This is a genomic window from Shimia sp. SK013, from assembly GCF_001292625.1.
Classification (GTDB): Bacteria; Pseudomonadota; Alphaproteobacteria; order Rhodobacterales; family Rhodobacteraceae; genus Shimia.
In genome coordinates, this window is the sequence record NZ_LAJH01000013.1 from 1 (window position 1) to 15,496 (window position 15,496).

At 58.7% G+C, this 15,496-nt stretch carries 16 protein-coding genes and 1 tRNA gene; 1 reads left to right on the forward strand and 16 read right to left on the reverse strand.

From position 1 onward, the window contains the following. Positions 1-308 precede the first annotated feature (308 nt). From SHIM_RS12320 to SHIM_RS12350, 7 genes are all read right to left on the reverse strand, one after another. Positions 309-383: transfer RNA gene (locus tag SHIM_RS12320), tRNA-Phe, on the reverse strand. Positions 384-462: 79 nt separating this feature from the next. Continuing rightward, positions 463-645 carry a DNA gyrase inhibitor YacG gene (locus SHIM_RS12325; RefSeq protein WP_054002977.1) on the reverse strand — a complete coding sequence of 61 codons (183 nt, stop codon included), beginning with the start codon at positions 643-645 and terminating at the stop codon, positions 463-465. Then, complete coding sequence (locus SHIM_RS12330) at positions 642-1,664, reverse strand: ribonuclease E/G (protein ID WP_054002978.1); 1,023 nt, start codon at positions 1,662-1,664, stop codon at positions 642-644. The genes SHIM_RS12325 and SHIM_RS12330 overlap by 4 nt, the downstream gene beginning before the upstream one ends. Positions 1,665-1,675: 11 nt before the next feature. Next, positions 1,676-2,251 carry a Maf family protein gene (locus tag SHIM_RS12335; protein ID WP_054002979.1) on the reverse strand — a complete coding sequence of 192 codons (576 nt, stop codon included), beginning with the start codon at positions 2,249-2,251 and terminating at the stop codon, positions 1,676-1,678. 31 nt (positions 2,252-2,282) lie between these two features. Further along, positions 2,283-2,501 carry a translation initiation factor IF-1 gene (gene infA, locus SHIM_RS12340; protein WP_007205486.1) on the reverse strand — a complete coding sequence of 73 codons (219 nt, stop codon included), beginning with the start codon at positions 2,499-2,501 and terminating at the stop codon, positions 2,283-2,285. A gap of 214 nt (positions 2,502-2,715) precedes the next feature. Beyond that, entirely contained in the window at positions 2,716-3,186 is a 471-nt protein-coding gene (locus tag SHIM_RS12345; protein ID WP_054002980.1) for an arsenate-mycothiol transferase ArsC, read from the reverse strand. Between the two features lie 4 nt (positions 3,187-3,190). Next, the gene (locus SHIM_RS12350; protein ID WP_054002981.1) at positions 3,191-3,670 is read right to left on the reverse strand and encodes a UPF0262 family protein; all 480 of its coding nucleotides are present in this window, start codon (positions 3,668-3,670) and stop codon (positions 3,191-3,193) included. 127 nt (positions 3,671-3,797) lie between these two features. Here SHIM_RS12350 and SHIM_RS12355 point away from each other — a divergent pair, with 127 nt between their 5' ends. Beyond that, positions 3,798-4,634 (forward strand): SDR family NAD(P)-dependent oxidoreductase, encoded by an 837-nt coding sequence (locus SHIM_RS12355; RefSeq protein WP_241488865.1) that lies wholly within the window; start codon positions 3,798-3,800, stop codon positions 4,632-4,634. Here the strand turns inward: SHIM_RS12355 and SHIM_RS12360 are convergent. The 9 genes from SHIM_RS12360 to SHIM_RS12400 all read right to left on the reverse strand — a co-directional run bounded on the left by SHIM_RS12360 (position 4,631) and on the right by SHIM_RS12400 (position 15,391). Continuing rightward, positions 4,631-6,268, reverse strand: a complete 1,638-nt coding sequence (locus SHIM_RS12360; protein WP_054002982.1) for an ABC transporter ATP-binding protein — start codon at positions 6,266-6,268, stop codon at positions 4,631-4,633. The two genes, SHIM_RS12355 and SHIM_RS12360, sit on opposite strands and share 4 nt — an antisense overlap. After that, positions 6,265-7,080 (reverse strand): ABC transporter permease, encoded by an 816-nt coding sequence (locus tag SHIM_RS12365; protein WP_054002983.1) that lies wholly within the window; start codon positions 7,078-7,080, stop codon positions 6,265-6,267. Before SHIM_RS12365 ends, SHIM_RS12360 begins: the two co-directional genes overlap by 4 nt. Before the next feature lie 10 nt (positions 7,081-7,090). Then, positions 7,091-8,047, reverse strand: a complete 957-nt coding sequence (locus tag SHIM_RS12370) for an ABC transporter permease (protein ID WP_054002984.1) — start codon at positions 8,045-8,047, stop codon at positions 7,091-7,093. A gap of 1 nt (position 8,048) precedes the next feature. After that, on the reverse strand, positions 8,049-9,632 hold the full coding sequence (locus SHIM_RS12375) for an ABC transporter substrate-binding protein (RefSeq protein WP_054002985.1): 1,584 nt from the start codon (positions 9,630-9,632) through the stop codon (positions 8,049-8,051). A 286-nt stretch (positions 9,633-9,918) separates the two neighbouring features. Next, positions 9,919-11,907 carry a CocE/NonD family hydrolase gene (locus SHIM_RS12380; RefSeq protein WP_054002986.1) on the reverse strand — a complete coding sequence of 663 codons (1,989 nt, stop codon included), beginning with the start codon at positions 11,905-11,907 and terminating at the stop codon, positions 9,919-9,921. A gap of 73 nt (positions 11,908-11,980) precedes the next feature. Then, on the reverse strand, positions 11,981-12,616 hold the full coding sequence (locus SHIM_RS12385; protein ID WP_054002987.1) for a trimeric intracellular cation channel family protein: 636 nt from the start codon (positions 12,614-12,616) through the stop codon (positions 11,981-11,983). Next, a complete protein-coding gene (locus SHIM_RS12390) occupies positions 12,609-14,003 on the reverse strand; it encodes an FAD/NAD(P)-dependent oxidoreductase (RefSeq protein WP_054002988.1) in 1,395 nt (464 codons plus the stop codon). Before SHIM_RS12390 ends, SHIM_RS12385 begins: the two co-directional genes overlap by 8 nt. Continuing rightward, complete coding sequence (locus SHIM_RS12395; protein ID WP_082358386.1) at positions 13,990-14,328, reverse strand: (2Fe-2S)-binding protein; 339 nt, start codon at positions 14,326-14,328, stop codon at positions 13,990-13,992. Before SHIM_RS12395 ends, SHIM_RS12390 begins: the two co-directional genes overlap by 14 nt. After that, entirely contained in the window at positions 14,282-15,391 is a 1,110-nt protein-coding gene (locus SHIM_RS12400; RefSeq protein ID WP_054002990.1) for an NAD(P)/FAD-dependent oxidoreductase, read from the reverse strand. The genes SHIM_RS12395 and SHIM_RS12400 overlap by 47 nt, the downstream gene beginning before the upstream one ends. Between the last annotated feature and the right edge of the window lie 105 nt (positions 15,392-15,496).

Here is a 15,496-nt window from a genome sequence, read left to right on the forward strand (position 1 = left end):
CGATGACCTCTCAAAGTCAAACTGCCATCTGTCTCAAATTATCTGATGACGGACACGGTCGCTTTCCCTAGGGACGTCGATCATACATCGCTCGTCATCAATTGGTCGAGCACCCGATCACGGCAGGAAAGAGGATTCAGCTCAATGTTTCCCAGACGCCTGCATACTCTTCTAGTCGAGAGAACACATCTGGTATTAGCTTCAATTACTCACTAGTCGATGGCACCCATACGGCACCCAAGCCAGATGCGACGACTAGGATCGCTATGTTCCCGGTCGTGTTTATTCAATAACTTCAAATAATTAAATGGTGCCCAGGGGCGGAATCGAACCACCGACACGAGGATTTTCAATCCACTGCTCTACCCCTGAGCTACCCGGGCACGGGTGAACGTTCAACGTTCGGGTTGCGGCGTTTTATGTCACGCTCGGCATGGTGTCCAGAGGGATTCGCGAAATAATTCAGTGCAAACGGGACGCTTGCTTTTCCAGGTCTTCCAAAGCTTCAGCCGCCCCTTCAGGATCTTCGGATGCCACCGCATAATCACCATCAAACCACTTGCCCAGATCGATATCCGCGCAGCGTTTTGAGCAAAACGGGCGATACCGCTCAACCGCATCTTTTTTGCAGATCGGACAGCTCATTTCAGCACCTCCCGCAGCTCCTGACGCGCTTTTTTGCGTTGCAATTCAAAGTGCCCCAGCGGCGTCCATCCCACCAGAGTGGTGTCAATCGGATCCCGTTTAAACGCCGAGCGCAGCGCGCTTTCAAACCCGCGCCGGTCCTTCTTGGGCATCGGCGCCAAATCCAGCACTACCTGCCCCCCAAGTCCTCGCACTCGCAAAGCCCGCGGCAACGCTCGTGCAGCAGCAAAATTAGCCTTGGTGCCTGCCGCCGGCGAGGTGTCACCACCTGTGTTCACATCTACGGCCACCAAAGCCCTGGTTGGCTCTACGAAAAGGCTCACACCGCTTTCCAGCGAGACGCGGCTGCCTTGAGCGTCCTCCAGCGCGTCCAACACACCATGCGTGTCAAAACTGCCAGCCTCAGTCACCACCTCCGCCGGCTCGGACCAGTCCCGCCATGCAGCCAAGTGCGGACCGTCACCATCGAGCAACTTCTCTGCCGCGCCTTCGGCGTCCGCTAGAACCTGCTCGGCGAGATCAAGCATATTGGCGATGTCTTCGGCGATTTCATCTCGATCCGCGCCCTCGCACGCCGAGCGCAAAATCAATCCAACGCCTTCTTCACGGCTGACCTCATGCGCCACTTCAAGAATGCGGTCACGCTCGTCTTCTTCGTGAATTGACCGGCTCACATTAATCCCCGGCGCATCCGGCGTCACAATCACATAGCGGCTCTTGAAAAGCACTTTCTGCGTCACCGGAATCGCCTTGCCCGGCTCGGCATATCCCGTCACCTGCACCAGCATCACATCTCCCGGGGCCAGCCCTTTGACTTGCCGCAAAAACACGTTGCCGTCCGGGGTCTTCAGGAACATCCCCCCCTGCCCTTTGACAGGTCGGTCTGCCACCGCGCGATAGATCGTCCCGGGTCGCGGCGCATCGCCTTCGACCAGCAAGTCGTCCAATTGTCCGTCCACCATCAGAGCCGCGGCCTCGCGCCCGTTGATCTGGTCGAGAATAATCTGACGTCCCTTCATTGGCGTCCCTTTCAGTCTGATGTGTAAAGCGGATAGCCTGCCGCTTGCAGCAAGTTGGCGGTTTCCGCCACCGGCAAACCCACAATGGCTGTAAATGATCCGGAAATCCACGGGATGAACGCGCCAGCCGGACCTTGGATGGCGTAGCCACCGGCTTTGCCCTGCCAATCGCCCGTCGCCAAATACGCGCTGATCTCGACATTGGACAGCCGCTTCATCTTGACGACGCTTTCCACGTCCTTTTCCCAAATGCGATTGCCTGTGCGCACAGCAACGGCAGTCACAACCCGATGACGACGTCCGGACAACGCGTTTAGGAACGCTGCGGCTTCGGCGGCGTCGCGCGGCTTGCCCATAATCCGACGCCCCAGCGCGACAGTGGTATCTGCACACAGAACAATCTCGTCAGGCGCGGCTGTCACCGCCAGCGCCTTTTCATGCGCAATGCGCCGGCAATACGGCCGGGGCAACTCACTTTTGTGGGGGGTCTCATCAATATCGGGCGGGCGGATGTCATCCGCCACCACACCGATTTGTGCCAGCAATTCCCGACGACGCGGGCTGCCGGAGCCGAGGATCAATCTCATCCCAAGCCTCGCTTTCGCCCGCGCAAGGCGGTTACTTAAAGCGGTAGTTGATCCGACCCTTGGTCAGATCATATGGCGTCATTTCTACCTGGACTTTGTCGCCAGCCAGAACACGGATGCGGTTCTTGCGCATCTTGCCTGCCGTATGTGCGATGATCTCATGGCCGTTTTCCAGCTCGACCCGAAATGTCGCATTTGGCAGGAGTTCCTTTACGACGCCGGGAAATTCGAGCAGTTCTTCCTTGGCCATGGTCTCTCCTTCACATTGCACCCGCTTGTTGCGGGCTGCCCCTAAATGGGACCAATAACGGCGATATACAAGGGGATTCTCTGCGTGTTTGTTCAAATGTGACATGGCCGTCACGCAGGGTTCGGCGGTGTCTTGCCAGCATGGGTCAAGTCGCACGCACCTTCTTGGCAGAAGATTCTGCCACATCGAAATTCTTCAAAGTAGAATTTCCGCCTCAGGCCGCTCCTGCGCCCCACCGGCCCTTCAGTTGTGTCACGATGTCATCTCGCGAACTGCGATAGGCCGCCAGCCGCGCGTCACGTCCGTCACCTGCCCCCGTCGGATCCGAAATCGGCCAAAATTCAAGCTCTGTGTGATAATACTGCGTCAACCGCTCTGCCTCGGCTTTGCTTGCTGGCGTCAGCGCCACAACCAGATCAAAAGACGACAGCTGATCACCGCCTTTTTCCATCTCGTCAAAGCTGCGCGATTGATGGCGGGCCAACTCTACTCCGATTTCCTCACAGACCGAGATGGCAAATCCGTCGATCTCCAGATCAGAGTGAATCCCTGCGGACTGCACGTAGACATCCGTTCCGTAGAGCTTTTTCATGATGCCCTCTGCCATCGGCGAGCGCACCGAATTCTGGTCACAGCAGAACAGGACAGACTGCGGCAATGGTTTATAAGGCGTCTCCTCCGACATTGCCTCAGCCCCCGAAGTGCAGCACGCAAATCAGCGTAAACAACCGCCGCGCCGTGTCCGTGTCGACGTCGGCCTTGCCTTCAAGCCGTTCTTGCAACACCCGTGCGCCTTCGTTGTGAATACCCCGTCGCGCCATGTCGATGGTTTCGATCTGGCTGGGCGGAAGGTTTTTCACGGCGTCGAAATAGCTCTCGCAGATCGCCCAGTAATCCTTCACCACCTGCCGAAACGGCGACAGGCTCAGGTGGAACTCTGCCGCCTTGTCGCCTTCGTCCATCTTCACATCAAACACCAGACGTTTGTCGCGGATCGACAGCTCCACGGCATAAGGCCCCTCGGGCACAACACGATCATCACGCGCGGGCAGCTTGAAACTGTTCTCTTCCAACAGATCAAACACTGCGACTTTGCGTTCCTGATCGATCTCCGGAGTCGGAGGCGGCAGGTTGCGGTCATCAATCTCGATACGGGCGATATAGGACATGGCTGTCTCGCTGGAAGATATTGCAATGCAGCATGACTATCCCAGCCTGCGCCCCGGAGCAATGCGGAGCTTGACTTTGCCTCTTTTGGCCGCAACGTCGCCTTGAGCACAATCAAGCGAGACCTCCATGCCTGACCTGCCTATTTTCGACCTGACCGGCCAAAATGCTTTGATCACCGGCAGCTCCGACGGCCTTGGCCGCAAGGCCGCCGCACTCTTGGCGAAAGCAGGCGCACATGTCTGGATCAACGGAAGGGACCGCGCGCGGTGTGAACGCGCCGCTGCCGAAATCGGGACCGCAGGTGGCACCGCCACAGCCCTTGCATTTGATGTGGCGGACGAAGCCGGCTCTGACGCTGCTTTCGCCACTTTGGCCAACGCGGGCGGCGTCACGATCCTTGTAAACAATGTCGGCATGCGTGATCGTCGCACCTTGCCGGAGTTCAGTCGCGAAGATCTGCGTCGTATGATGGATGTCGACCTGATCGCGCCTTTCCGGCTGTCACAACGCGCCGCGGAGCAGATGGCGCCCGGTGGCTATGGGCGCATCGTGAACATCTCTTCAATCGCCGGTCTGATCGCCCAATCCGGCGACGCCGCCTATACAGCCGCCAAGGCCGGCATCAATGGCATGACCAAGGCTCTCGCCGCCGAGCTCGGCACTCAGGGCATCAACGTCAACGCCGTCGCACCGGGCTACTTCAAGACCGCCCCGAACGAGGCCGCCGCCGCTGATCCAGCCGTCACCGCCAAACTCAAATCCGCGTCCGCATTGGGCCGTTGGGGGGAGCCAGCCGAACTGCCCCCGCCATCCTTTTTCTCGCCTCACTCGCTTCAAGCTATGTCTCTGGCCACATCCTTGCCGTCGATGGCGGGTACACCAGCCACTATTAGGCGCCAAAAGAAGACGCCCCGCAGATCCTGCGAGGCGCTCTTATGTTTTAGCATTGGAATGCCGCCTTAGTTGCCAGCGCTTTCCATCTTGCGGTTGGCAATGACCTCTTCCAACCAACCCAGCTTCATCTCCGGTACGGAACTCAGCAGCAGATCGGTATAGTCGTCAAACGGCGGGCTCAGCACGTCGGTCTTGCCGCCATAACGCACCACTTCGCCCTGATACATCACCGCGATACTGTCCGCGATGGCCTTCACCGTCGCCAGATCGTGGGTGATGAACAGATAGGCCACATCCTCGACCTTTTGCAGATCCAGCAACAACTTAAGAATGCCGTCCGCCACCAGTGGATCCAGCGCAGAGGTGACCTCGTCACAGATGATCAGCTTGGGCTTCGCAGCCAAGGCCCGCGCAATACATACACGCTGCTTTTGACCACCCGAAAGCTCCGCCGGATAGCGGTCGATAAACTCGACCCCCATCTCGATTTCATCCAGCAATTCTACGATGCGCTTGTGCTTTGCTTCGCCCTTTAGACCGAAATAAAGCTCCAAGGGACGGCCGATGATCGTGCCAACCGTCTGGCGTGGGTTCATGGCCACATCCGCCATCTGATAGATCATCTGCAACTCGCGCAGATCTTCCATGTCGCGGCCCGGCAAATCTGGCGACAGATCCCGACCGGCAAAATTCACCCGCCCGACGGTTTGCGGCAAAAGACCCGTGATCACCCGCGCCAGCGTCGATTTCCCCGAGCCGCTTTCGCCCACCACCGCCAACGTTTGACCGGGATGCAGCTCGACATTGATGTTCTTGAGAACATCAAAATTCGTGCCTTTGTAGCGTGCCGTGATATTCTGCACCGTCAAAACCGGCTCCGAAGTCGGTTCTTTTTCCTCGTGCGAAATCGAACGCACCGACACCAGGGCCTGCGTGTACTCTTCCTGAGGATTGTTGATGATCTGATCGACCGGCCCATATTCGACCATATCGCCCATTTTAAGCACGAGGATATCGTCGCTCACCTGCGCCACCACGGCGAGGTCATGGGTGATATAAAGCGCCGCCACACCGGTGTCGCGGATGGCTTCTTTAATCGCCATCAGAACATCGATTTGCGTGGTCACATCCAGTGCGGTCGTCGGTTCGTCAAACACCACCAGATCGGGTTCCGGACAGAGCGCCAGCGCCGTCATACAGCGCTGCAACTGACCGCCCGATACCTGATGCGGATAGCGGCTGCCGATGTTTTCCGGATCCGGCAAGCCCAGTTTGCGGAACAACTCGATCGCGCGTGCTTCGGACTCTTTCCTGGAAAACTTGCCTTGCAGGATAGCGGCCTCAGTGACCTGTTCCATGATCTGTTTGGCGGGGTTAAACGACGCTGCTGCGGATTGGCTGACATAGGTCACCTCCCCCCCGCGCAAGGCGCGAATGTCGCCCAATCCGGTTTGCAGGATATCGCGTCCGTTGACCCAAACCTCGCCGCCGGTGATTTTCACACCACCACGACCATAGGCCATCGACGCCAGACCAATGGTCGACTTGCCAGCCCCGGATTCGCCGATCAGGCCAAGAACCTTGCCCTTTTCCAGCTCAAAGCTGACACCGTGTACGATCTCGATGTCATGCGGTTTTTCCCCCGGAGGATAAACCGTTGCGCCGATCTTGAGGTCTTTAACTGCGAGAAGCTTGTCGCTCATCCGCGGCCCCCTTTCAGCGATGTTGTGCGATTGAGAACCCAATCCGCCACGAGGTTAACCGAAATGGCCAGTGTCGCGATTGCAACAGCCGGATAAAGCGCCGCACCGATGCCGTAAACGATACCGTCCGCGTTCTCTTTCACGATGCCACCCCAATCGGCTTCTGGCGGTTGCACGCCAAGGCCAAGGAACGACAGCGTCGAGACAAACAGCACCATAAAGATGAATCGCAGGCCCATTTCCGCCACCAGCGGTGACAGCGCGTTTGGCAGGATTTCGCGGAAGATGATCCACGTCCGACCCTCGCCGCGCAGCTTGGCGGCTTCGACGTAATCCATCACGTTGATGTCCACCGCCACAGCGCGCGCCAGTCGATAGACACGGGTGCTGTCCAGCAGACCCATCACGAGGATCAGCACCGGCACGGTCACCGGCATCACCGATAGAACCACAAGCGCAAAGATCAACGATGGGATCGACATGATCAAATCGACAAACCGACTCATCGCCTGATCCGCCCAACCGCCCAACACGGCGGCCAGAAAGCCAAGGATAGACCCGGTCGAGAAGCTCAGAATGGTGGCCGCAGTGGCAATGAAAATCGTCGTGCGCCCGCCGTAAATCATTCGGCTCAGCAAGTCGCGACCAAGGTTGTCGGTGCCCAACAAAAACTCGGAGCTGGGTGGCAGCCACACATCACGGCTGACCACTTCGGCCATGCCATAAGGCGCAATCCACGGTGCAAAAATCGCGACAAAGAAGTACGCGAAGGTGAAGATAAGCCCGACTAGGGCAGCAATGGGTATTCTCATAGCTTGTCCCCTATTTCGGATGCCGCAAACGCGGGTTTGCAATGATGGACACGATGTCCGCAATCATGTTCAGGCCGATGTAAACAGCGGCAAAGATCAGACCACAGGCCTGCACCACCGGAATGTCACGCTTACTTACGTGATCCACGAGGTACTGCCCCATGCCGGGATAGGTAAAGACCACTTCGATCACCACCACACCGACCACCAGATAAGCCATGTTCAGCATGACCACGTTCACAATGGGGGCCACGGCGTTCGGGAACGCGTGTTTCCAGATGATGTTGAACATCCGCAAACCCTTAAGTTCCGCAGTTTCAACATAGGCCGATTGCATCACGTTCAGGATCGCGGCGCGGGTCATACGCATCATGTGCGCCAGAACCACCAGCGTCAGAACGGCGACCGGAAGGGAAATTGTGTGCAATTTTTCACCCAACGACATCGAATCGTGGATCGTGGTGACCGACGGCGCCCAACGCAGGCGCACCGACACTACAAAAATGGCGACGTAAGCAATCAGGAATTCAGGCACCGAGATGGATGCCAACGTGACAGCAGAGATGATCTTGTCCGGCCAGCGTTCGCGATAGCGCACGGCCACAAGGCCCAGCAGGATCGCAAGAGGCACAGAAATAAAAGCTGCCCAGAATGCAAGGAACATAGTGTTGCCAAGGCGTTTGCCGATGGCGGTTGCAATGTCCTGTCCTGACGTAAGCGCAGTTCCGAGGTCACCTCGCAAAAGACCGCCAAGCCAGTTCAGATACCGGGTTACAGGCGGATCGTTCAGCCCGAGATCCCGGCGCAAGTTGGCAAGCGCCTCAGGTGTCGCGGATTGACCCAGAATGGATTGTGCTACGTCTCCTGGCAGAATGATCGTGCCAGCAAAGATCAGGATCGAGACGAGAAACAGCAGAAGAAGGCCCAGCGCGATGCGCTGGACCAGTAGTTTCACAATGAGGGGCATTTTAACCTGTCACCCACATGCGCACGGGCGCATAGCTGTTCATCAGTGCAAAGCCTTTGGCGTTCTCAACCCAGCCCGCAACCTTGTCGTTGTGAGCGTCGATGAAATCGTTGAACATTGGACAGATCAAGCCACCTTCGTCACGCTGCAATGCGCCCATGTCGGCGTACATTTGCGTGCGCTTGGCCAGATCCAACTCGGCACGAGCCGCGATCAGCAACTGGTCAAACTGCTCATTTTTGAAACGAGTGTCGTTCCAGTCAGCTGTTGACAGATATGCCGTGGTGTACATCTGATCCTGCGTCGGACGACCACCCCAGTAGCTGGTGCAGAATGGTTTGTTGTTCCAGACTTCAGACCAGTAACCGTCGTTTGGCTCACGCTTGATTTCAAGCTCGATGCCAGCACCTGCCAGCGATTGCTGGAACAGTGCTGCCGCATCAGGAGCGCCAGGGAACGAGTTGTCCGATGTGCGCAGCAGAACCGAACCGGAGTGGCCCGACTTCTTGAAGTGATGCGCCGCTTTCTCCGGATCATATTCGCGCTGCTCAGTTTCGGTGAACATCGGATAAGATGAGTTGATCGGGCTGTCGTTGCCAACAGAGCCATAGCCGAACAGGATCTTGTCGACCATTTCCTGACGGTTGATACCGTGCTTGAGCGCCAGCATCAGGTCTTGATTGTCAAATGGTGCCGTATCGGCATGTGCGATGAACACATAGTGACCCGGACCGCTTGTGGATGCGACAGTGATGCCCGGTGCGCGGGCAACCAGACCGGCGGTGCGCGGAGGCACGCGGTCGATCATGTCCACCTGACCGGACTGCAATGCAGCAACGCGGGCGGTGTTGTCGTTGATCACAATCAGTTCAATCGTCTGTGCATGGCCGATGTCACCCCAATAGTTCGGGTTTTTCTCAGCGACAAAACGCACGCCCATGTCGACTTCTTTTAGGACATAAGGACCGGTGCCGATCGCTGCGTCCGGTGCGGACTTGCCGCCACCCGGCTGTACGATCAGGTGATAGTCCGCCATCAGATAAGGCAGGTCGGCGTTGGCATTGTTCAGCTCGATGATCACGTTGCGACCGTCGGTGCGCACATCTTTGATGTCGCGCAGCAGGCCTAGCGCGCCGGACTTGGTGTCTTCACCAGCATGACGATCCAGAGTCTCTGCAACATCTGCCGCGGTCACGTCCTGACCGTTGGAGAAGGTAAGACCCTGACGCACAGTGAAGGTCCATGTCTTGGCGTCGGCGCTGGCTTCGTAGCTTTCGGCCACTTTGCCGTCGATGCCACCATCGTCAGCCAGCTCAACCAGCGGCTCACCCCAAAGGCGGATCAGCATCAGCGCAACCTGGTTGGTTGCCAGCGCCGGATCAAGGCTGTCAGTGGTCGAACCACCCTGCAGACCCATGCGCAATGTGCCGCCCTTTTGCGGACCTGCAGCCATAACAGCACTGGACATCATGGTCGTCGCAGCAGCAGCTGTCAGACCCAATGCGCCGGCACGGCCGACAAATTCACGGCGGGTCAGCAGACCCGTCGCAGCACGGCGACTGAGATATTTCAGTTCATCATTCATAGTTATACTCCCTATTGAATTCTTGTTTTTTTACATGCTGCGGTTCGCCCGCGGTACAAAGCAAGGAAAAAGTTAAATGGTCGGCCAAGATTTTCGCCGCGTCGTTTCCGACGCTGAACTCACCCTTCGCCATCCCCCTAAAACCGGCGCATCATGTTCTAATTCCGACAGTAGTGTCGGTTTTCGACTTTGGCGACCCTAACACGACGTAATCAGGAATTTTCTCGTTACACGAGAAAATCTGATAGGACATTCCCGAAAAACGACGGAGCGCGATCGCCGCCGCTCAGAGGCGCGGGATCTGCGCATTCCATTCTTTGTAGAAGGCAAGATCCCCCTCCCCCGAGGTGCGCAGGCTGGCAGACACTTCGAAACAGTCGTCCAGACCGGTCATGGTCACATGGGCCTCAACGGTCACTGCCCAACCGCCGCGCGCCATGCGTCGCTCCCACCGAAAATCCGCCACCGCCGAAGACGCGTCGTCCTCTTGAATGGTAAACCGTTCCTGATGTTTGATCCGATGCGACAGCCCTGTCGAAAGATCCTCTTCGATGCCGGTGTCGCTTGCAATTTCAAGTGTCACGCTGCGATCAGAGGCATCCCGGATCACCCGCTTGGCTTCAGAACCGTCGCTTAACATGCGCGTCGCGCGCTTGGGGGCCGCTTTTGGCGGATCAAAAGCCCACCCTTCGCCCATGCCCTCAGGCAAAACAGGCAACTCCAGCGTGCCACTGTCCACCAGCAGGGTAACGGGTTTCGCCTCTGGCCACACGAACGGCCAATAGCTGGTCGAAATCGCCACCCGCAGCTTGTGTCCAACCGGCAACCGATAGCCGCACTGATCCAACACAACCGACACATCCACCATGTCGCCCACAGGCATGTCGACAGCTGTCTCATGCCCAGCGCGATGGCGCAGGTTCAAAAATCCGTGGCAGATCAAAGCGCTGCTGCCATCCGGCGCCACATCACATAGCCGCACCGCCACTTGCGCGCGCGGCTGGTCGCTCGCCAGACGTAGGTTTACAGTTGGTGAACCGACGATATCGCAGGCCTGTTGCACCACAGCTCCGTCAAAACACAGGCTCAGAGCGTCATCCAAACGCTGATCATCCGGCAATTCTCCAGGGCCAAAGCCAAAGGGAAAGAATTCGCCCGCCGCCTGTCCACACGCAAGCGCCGGATAGGCTTGGCGCCCTACCGGCCCAGCCTCTGCCGCCAAGGCCTCAGCGTTGAAATGCAAAACCTCCGGCTGGGGTCGCGCCGACCAATCGTCCAGCGCCACCCAGCGCCCGGGCCGACGGTCATAGCTCAATTTCGGCGGCACGCTGTCCATCACCCAAAGCCGCATATCCGGTAAGTCTTCAGCGCCGTTCTCGATCCCTTTGAGCCAGCGATCCCACCACCGCAGCATCTCGCCGAGAAAATCTATCCGCGGTTCCGGCACCGCAAAATGCGGATACTTGTGGTTCCACGGCCCGATCAGCCCTTTGACCGGCGCATCAAGGTTTTCCACCAAATGGGCAATCGTGTTGCGATAGCCGTCATGCCATCCACCCACACTAAGAACGGCGGCAGTGATCGCGCTGTAGTCCTCGCAAACCGACCCGTGTTTCCAATAATCATCCCGCAACTGATGCTCCGCCCAGCGCCCTGCAAGAAACGGTGTGTCGTCCAATCGTTCTTGCCACATATCCATCGCGCCTTCGCGCACGATCTCCGGATCCGGTGGCAGCGCGAACCACCCCAACACAGTTGCAGCCCACGCCGGATTTTCACCCAACATGATGCCGCCTTTGTAATGGATGTCGTCGGCATATCGGTCCACGGTTGAGCAAATCGACACAACGGCCTTAAGCGGCTCGGGGCGCAGCGCCGCAATCTGCAGGCCGTTAAAGCCGCCCCAGCTGATGCCCATCATCCCAACCGTGCCCGAACACCAGGCCTGCGCCGCCAGCCAGTCAATGACCGCCACACCGTCTGCCAGCTCCTGTTCGGAATATTCGTCGTCAAACAATCCTTCGCTGTCACCGGTGCCGCGCATATCTACCCGCACGCAGGCATAACCATGTCCCGCCATATAAGGATGGGTCAACGCATCGCGCTCGGCGGTGCTGTCGCGTTTGCGATAAGGCAGGTATTCCAAAACGGCGGGCACCGCTCCCGCGCCTTTGGGCCGCCAGATGCGCGCCGACAAGCGAACGCCGTCTGGCATCGGGATCCAGACATGAGGCTCTTCCTCGATTTCAAACGGAAACTCTGTGACATGCTGCATGGCTGCGCTCTCCCAACGATCTCTGTCGCCAGCTTTGCCGCAACGCGCAGAATATTCTAGGGATTTCTGCCCCTCACCCGTCCAGCGCGCTTTCGGCTTTCATGTCGGTCCGTGCAATCACGATCAGCCGCACAATCAACATACCCAGAAAACCGACCCCCACGGCGATTTCTTCCCCGACCCACTTGTCCAAAATTAGGTAGGTTACCCCACCCACCAACGAGATCGTGGCATAAAGGTCTTCTTTCAACACCGACGGCGTCACATTGCACAGCACATCGCGGATCATGCCGCCAACGGTTCCGGTGATCACACCAATGACAACGGCAATCACGACATGGGTTTGCATCTCTTGCGCCACGCGCACGCCCACCAACGTGAACAGCGCCAATCCTACAGCATCAAATTGCATCAACAATTTCAAACGCTTGCCATTTCCCGCCGGCAATCGCGTGGCCACAAAGTATGTCACCACCGCCACCGGCACTGCAGAGTACAGATAGGTTAGGTCGGTGATCCAGAACACCGGCACGCGCCCCAACAACATATCCCGCAAAGTGCCGCCGCCAACCGCAGTCGCCACCGCAATGACAGTTGCACCAAACAGGTCCAACTCCAGCCGCGCGCCCTGAATTGCTGCCGACGCCGCCATCACTGCAGTGGCAATCACAGTCAGGAGAAACATCACTGTCAAAAGCTGGTCAATCATCCTCTGGCCTCTGCGCCTGGCGCGCCATGCCGGCCAGCGCACCAAGGGTCACGGGCTTGATCGGCGGTCGTGCGTTAAGCGTGCCGATCTCGTCTATCTTGGCATCGCTTTCCTGCACAACAATACGCGCCAATGCGGCAGCGCACATGCGCCCCTGACACCGACCCATTCCAGCACGCGTGCTTACTTTGACGTGGTTGATCCCCGTCGCACCGTCCCGAACTGCTTGTCGCACCTCACCCGCGCTGATTTCTTCGCACCGGCACACCGTGACGTTGTCCGCCGGAGCCAGCGCGGCCGCGTAAGGCGGGAACGCCTTTTCGATCAACGGCCGCAAACTCAACTCGAAATCCCGCTCTTCGATCCACCCCGACGTGCGGCGATCCCGTTCCGGGCTATGCACAAACCCCAAGTCGTGGGCAATCGCCAACGCCGCAATCCGTCCTGACAGTTCCGCCGCCCGCGCGCCCCCGATCCAGACACCGTCACCGGCCACCCAGACGCGTGGCACCTCGGTGCGGCCCCAGCTGTCGCAAACAGGCACATGCGCTTGGATTGTCGCGCTCCAGATATGCGGCACACCAGCCGCGCGGCTGGCCTGCACATGCGGCACAACCCCGTGATGCAGCAGCGCTGCATCACAGCTCAACTCCCGCCGCCGCCCGCCACTGGAAAAACTCACCGTGTCCACACGCCGTTCCCCCAAAAGCGCAATATTCGCGCTCGCCATATAGCGAGGAATACCTGCGTTGCGCAGCTCGTTAAGGTCGGCAAGGCTGCGCTGAACATACCGCCCCGCCCGCAACATCAAGCGCCACATCAATAGCGCCCGCCGCGAATCCCGGCGCTGGCGGGTCTCGACCAGGGCCACAGGTGGTGCCCCCGCGCGCAAAAGTTGCACCGCCACCAAATGCAACAATGGTCCTGAGCCCACGAGCACCGCATTCTCAACCGCCAAACCCGATTGCTTAAGCATGATCTGCGCCGCTCCGGCGGCCATCACTCCGGGCAGCGTCCAGCCCGGTACAGGCATCGGGCGCTCAATCGCGCCAGTCGCCAAAAGCACGCTGCGCGCCCCGATCTGACGTGCTCCTTCCGGCGAATTCAACGCCAGCTGCCCTTTCTCGATTGCCCAAACCGAATGGCCCGAAAAGTGGGTGATCGCCTCGTGGTTAATGCCATCTACCAACGGCACCCCACGGAGATACTCTTTGCCTAGCTGCGCACCATAGGTCTTCGCTGCGCGACCCAAGTTTCGATAAATCTGCCCACCGGCGCGCGGCTGCTCGTCCACCAACGCAACCTTCAACCCCGCTTCGGCCGCTTCGCGCGCCGCCGCCATACCGGCCGGTCCAGCGCCAACAATGGCCAGATCAAAGCGATGCATACGGGCCCTCCCACCGCTGCCGCGCCGGACGCACGTCCATGCCAGCCCGCACTTGAACCATACAGGATTGCTGTGACACACCGTCCACCTCAAGCAGGCAATCAAAACAGATGCCCATCATGCAATAGGGCGCCCGCGCCACCCCTTGAAACGGGGTTTGCCGGAACCCATCGATCCCGGCCGCCAACAGCGCCGCCGCAAGGGTGTCACCCTCAGGTAACATCAAGGGTTCCCCGGCGAATTGCACCTCAACCATTGGCGCATCCGGTATCAAAGATTTAAGCCGCAAACCGGGTTTCACCGAACACCTCCAAGTCAGGCGCATAATCGCGCCGCAAAAGCCACGATGGCAGCGATGTCGCGTGAACCGCCGCCAAAGTTACGCCGCTGTGACAGCTGATTAGAAACGCACCCGGACAAGTCGGGCTTTCCTGATAGATCGGCAACCCGTCCGGCGACATCACCCGCAAGGCCCCCCAAGCCCGCAATACCTGCGCGCGGGCCAAAACCGGATAAGCGTCCACCGCCTCGGCTGCCAGTTTCGCCATCCCGTCCAGCGTAACTCGCCGGTCCATTCCGACGTCTTCATTCGTGGCCCCGATCTGGATACCACCCGCGCGGTCCTGACGGGCAATCAGCGATGGCCGTCGGATCAACGGCGGCAACTTTTCAGTGATCAGGATCTGACCACGTTCCGGGCGCAAGGGCGCGGCAAAACCCAGACTTGGCCCCAACTGCGCCGATCCCAATCCGGCCGCCAAGACAACCTTGGCCGCCTGAATTTCCGCGCCATCCGCACACGTCAAACGAAACCCCTCCTCTGCTCCCGCGCGTGCCGCAATATCGCTGACCGACGTGGCCCCGATGATGCGCCCTCCTTGCGCCACCACCGCGCCCGAAAGCGCCGTGATCAACGCCAGCGGATCCACATGCCCGTCGCCATGGTGCAAAATTGCGCTTGTCACTTTGGGGCCGATTTCGGGCTCCTCGATGCTCAATGTCTCGGGGCTCAATATCTCAAATGGATAATCCGCACCCAACTCAGCCTGCAGCGCCTCATGTTCGGTCACCGCGTCTGCAAGGCTGTCGTCGTTGAAATGCAGGTCCAAGCCACCGTCCTGACGCAATCCCACGTCGACGCCACTGGCTTCTTTCAAATTGGCGGCAAAACCAGGCCACAAGTCGGCACTCTCTTTGCTCCACCGTGCGTATCTTGGCTCGTGAACGCCTTTGCCCTGCAACCAGATCAGCCCGAAATTGCCGCGGCTCGCCTTGGGGTCTGCATCGCTGCCGTCCAGCACGACGACGCTCTGACCCGCGTCAAGCAGACCCAATGCCACTGACAGGCCGACAATTCCCCCTCCGACAATGGCAAAATCCGCGTCCATGCGGGACTCCTGCAATAACTTGCTCTCAATTTGACTACGTTAGTGGAGGTTGCCCCGTGGGCCAAGGTTGTCCAGCCACGCCGCGCGGATCTGGCCCCAAAAATT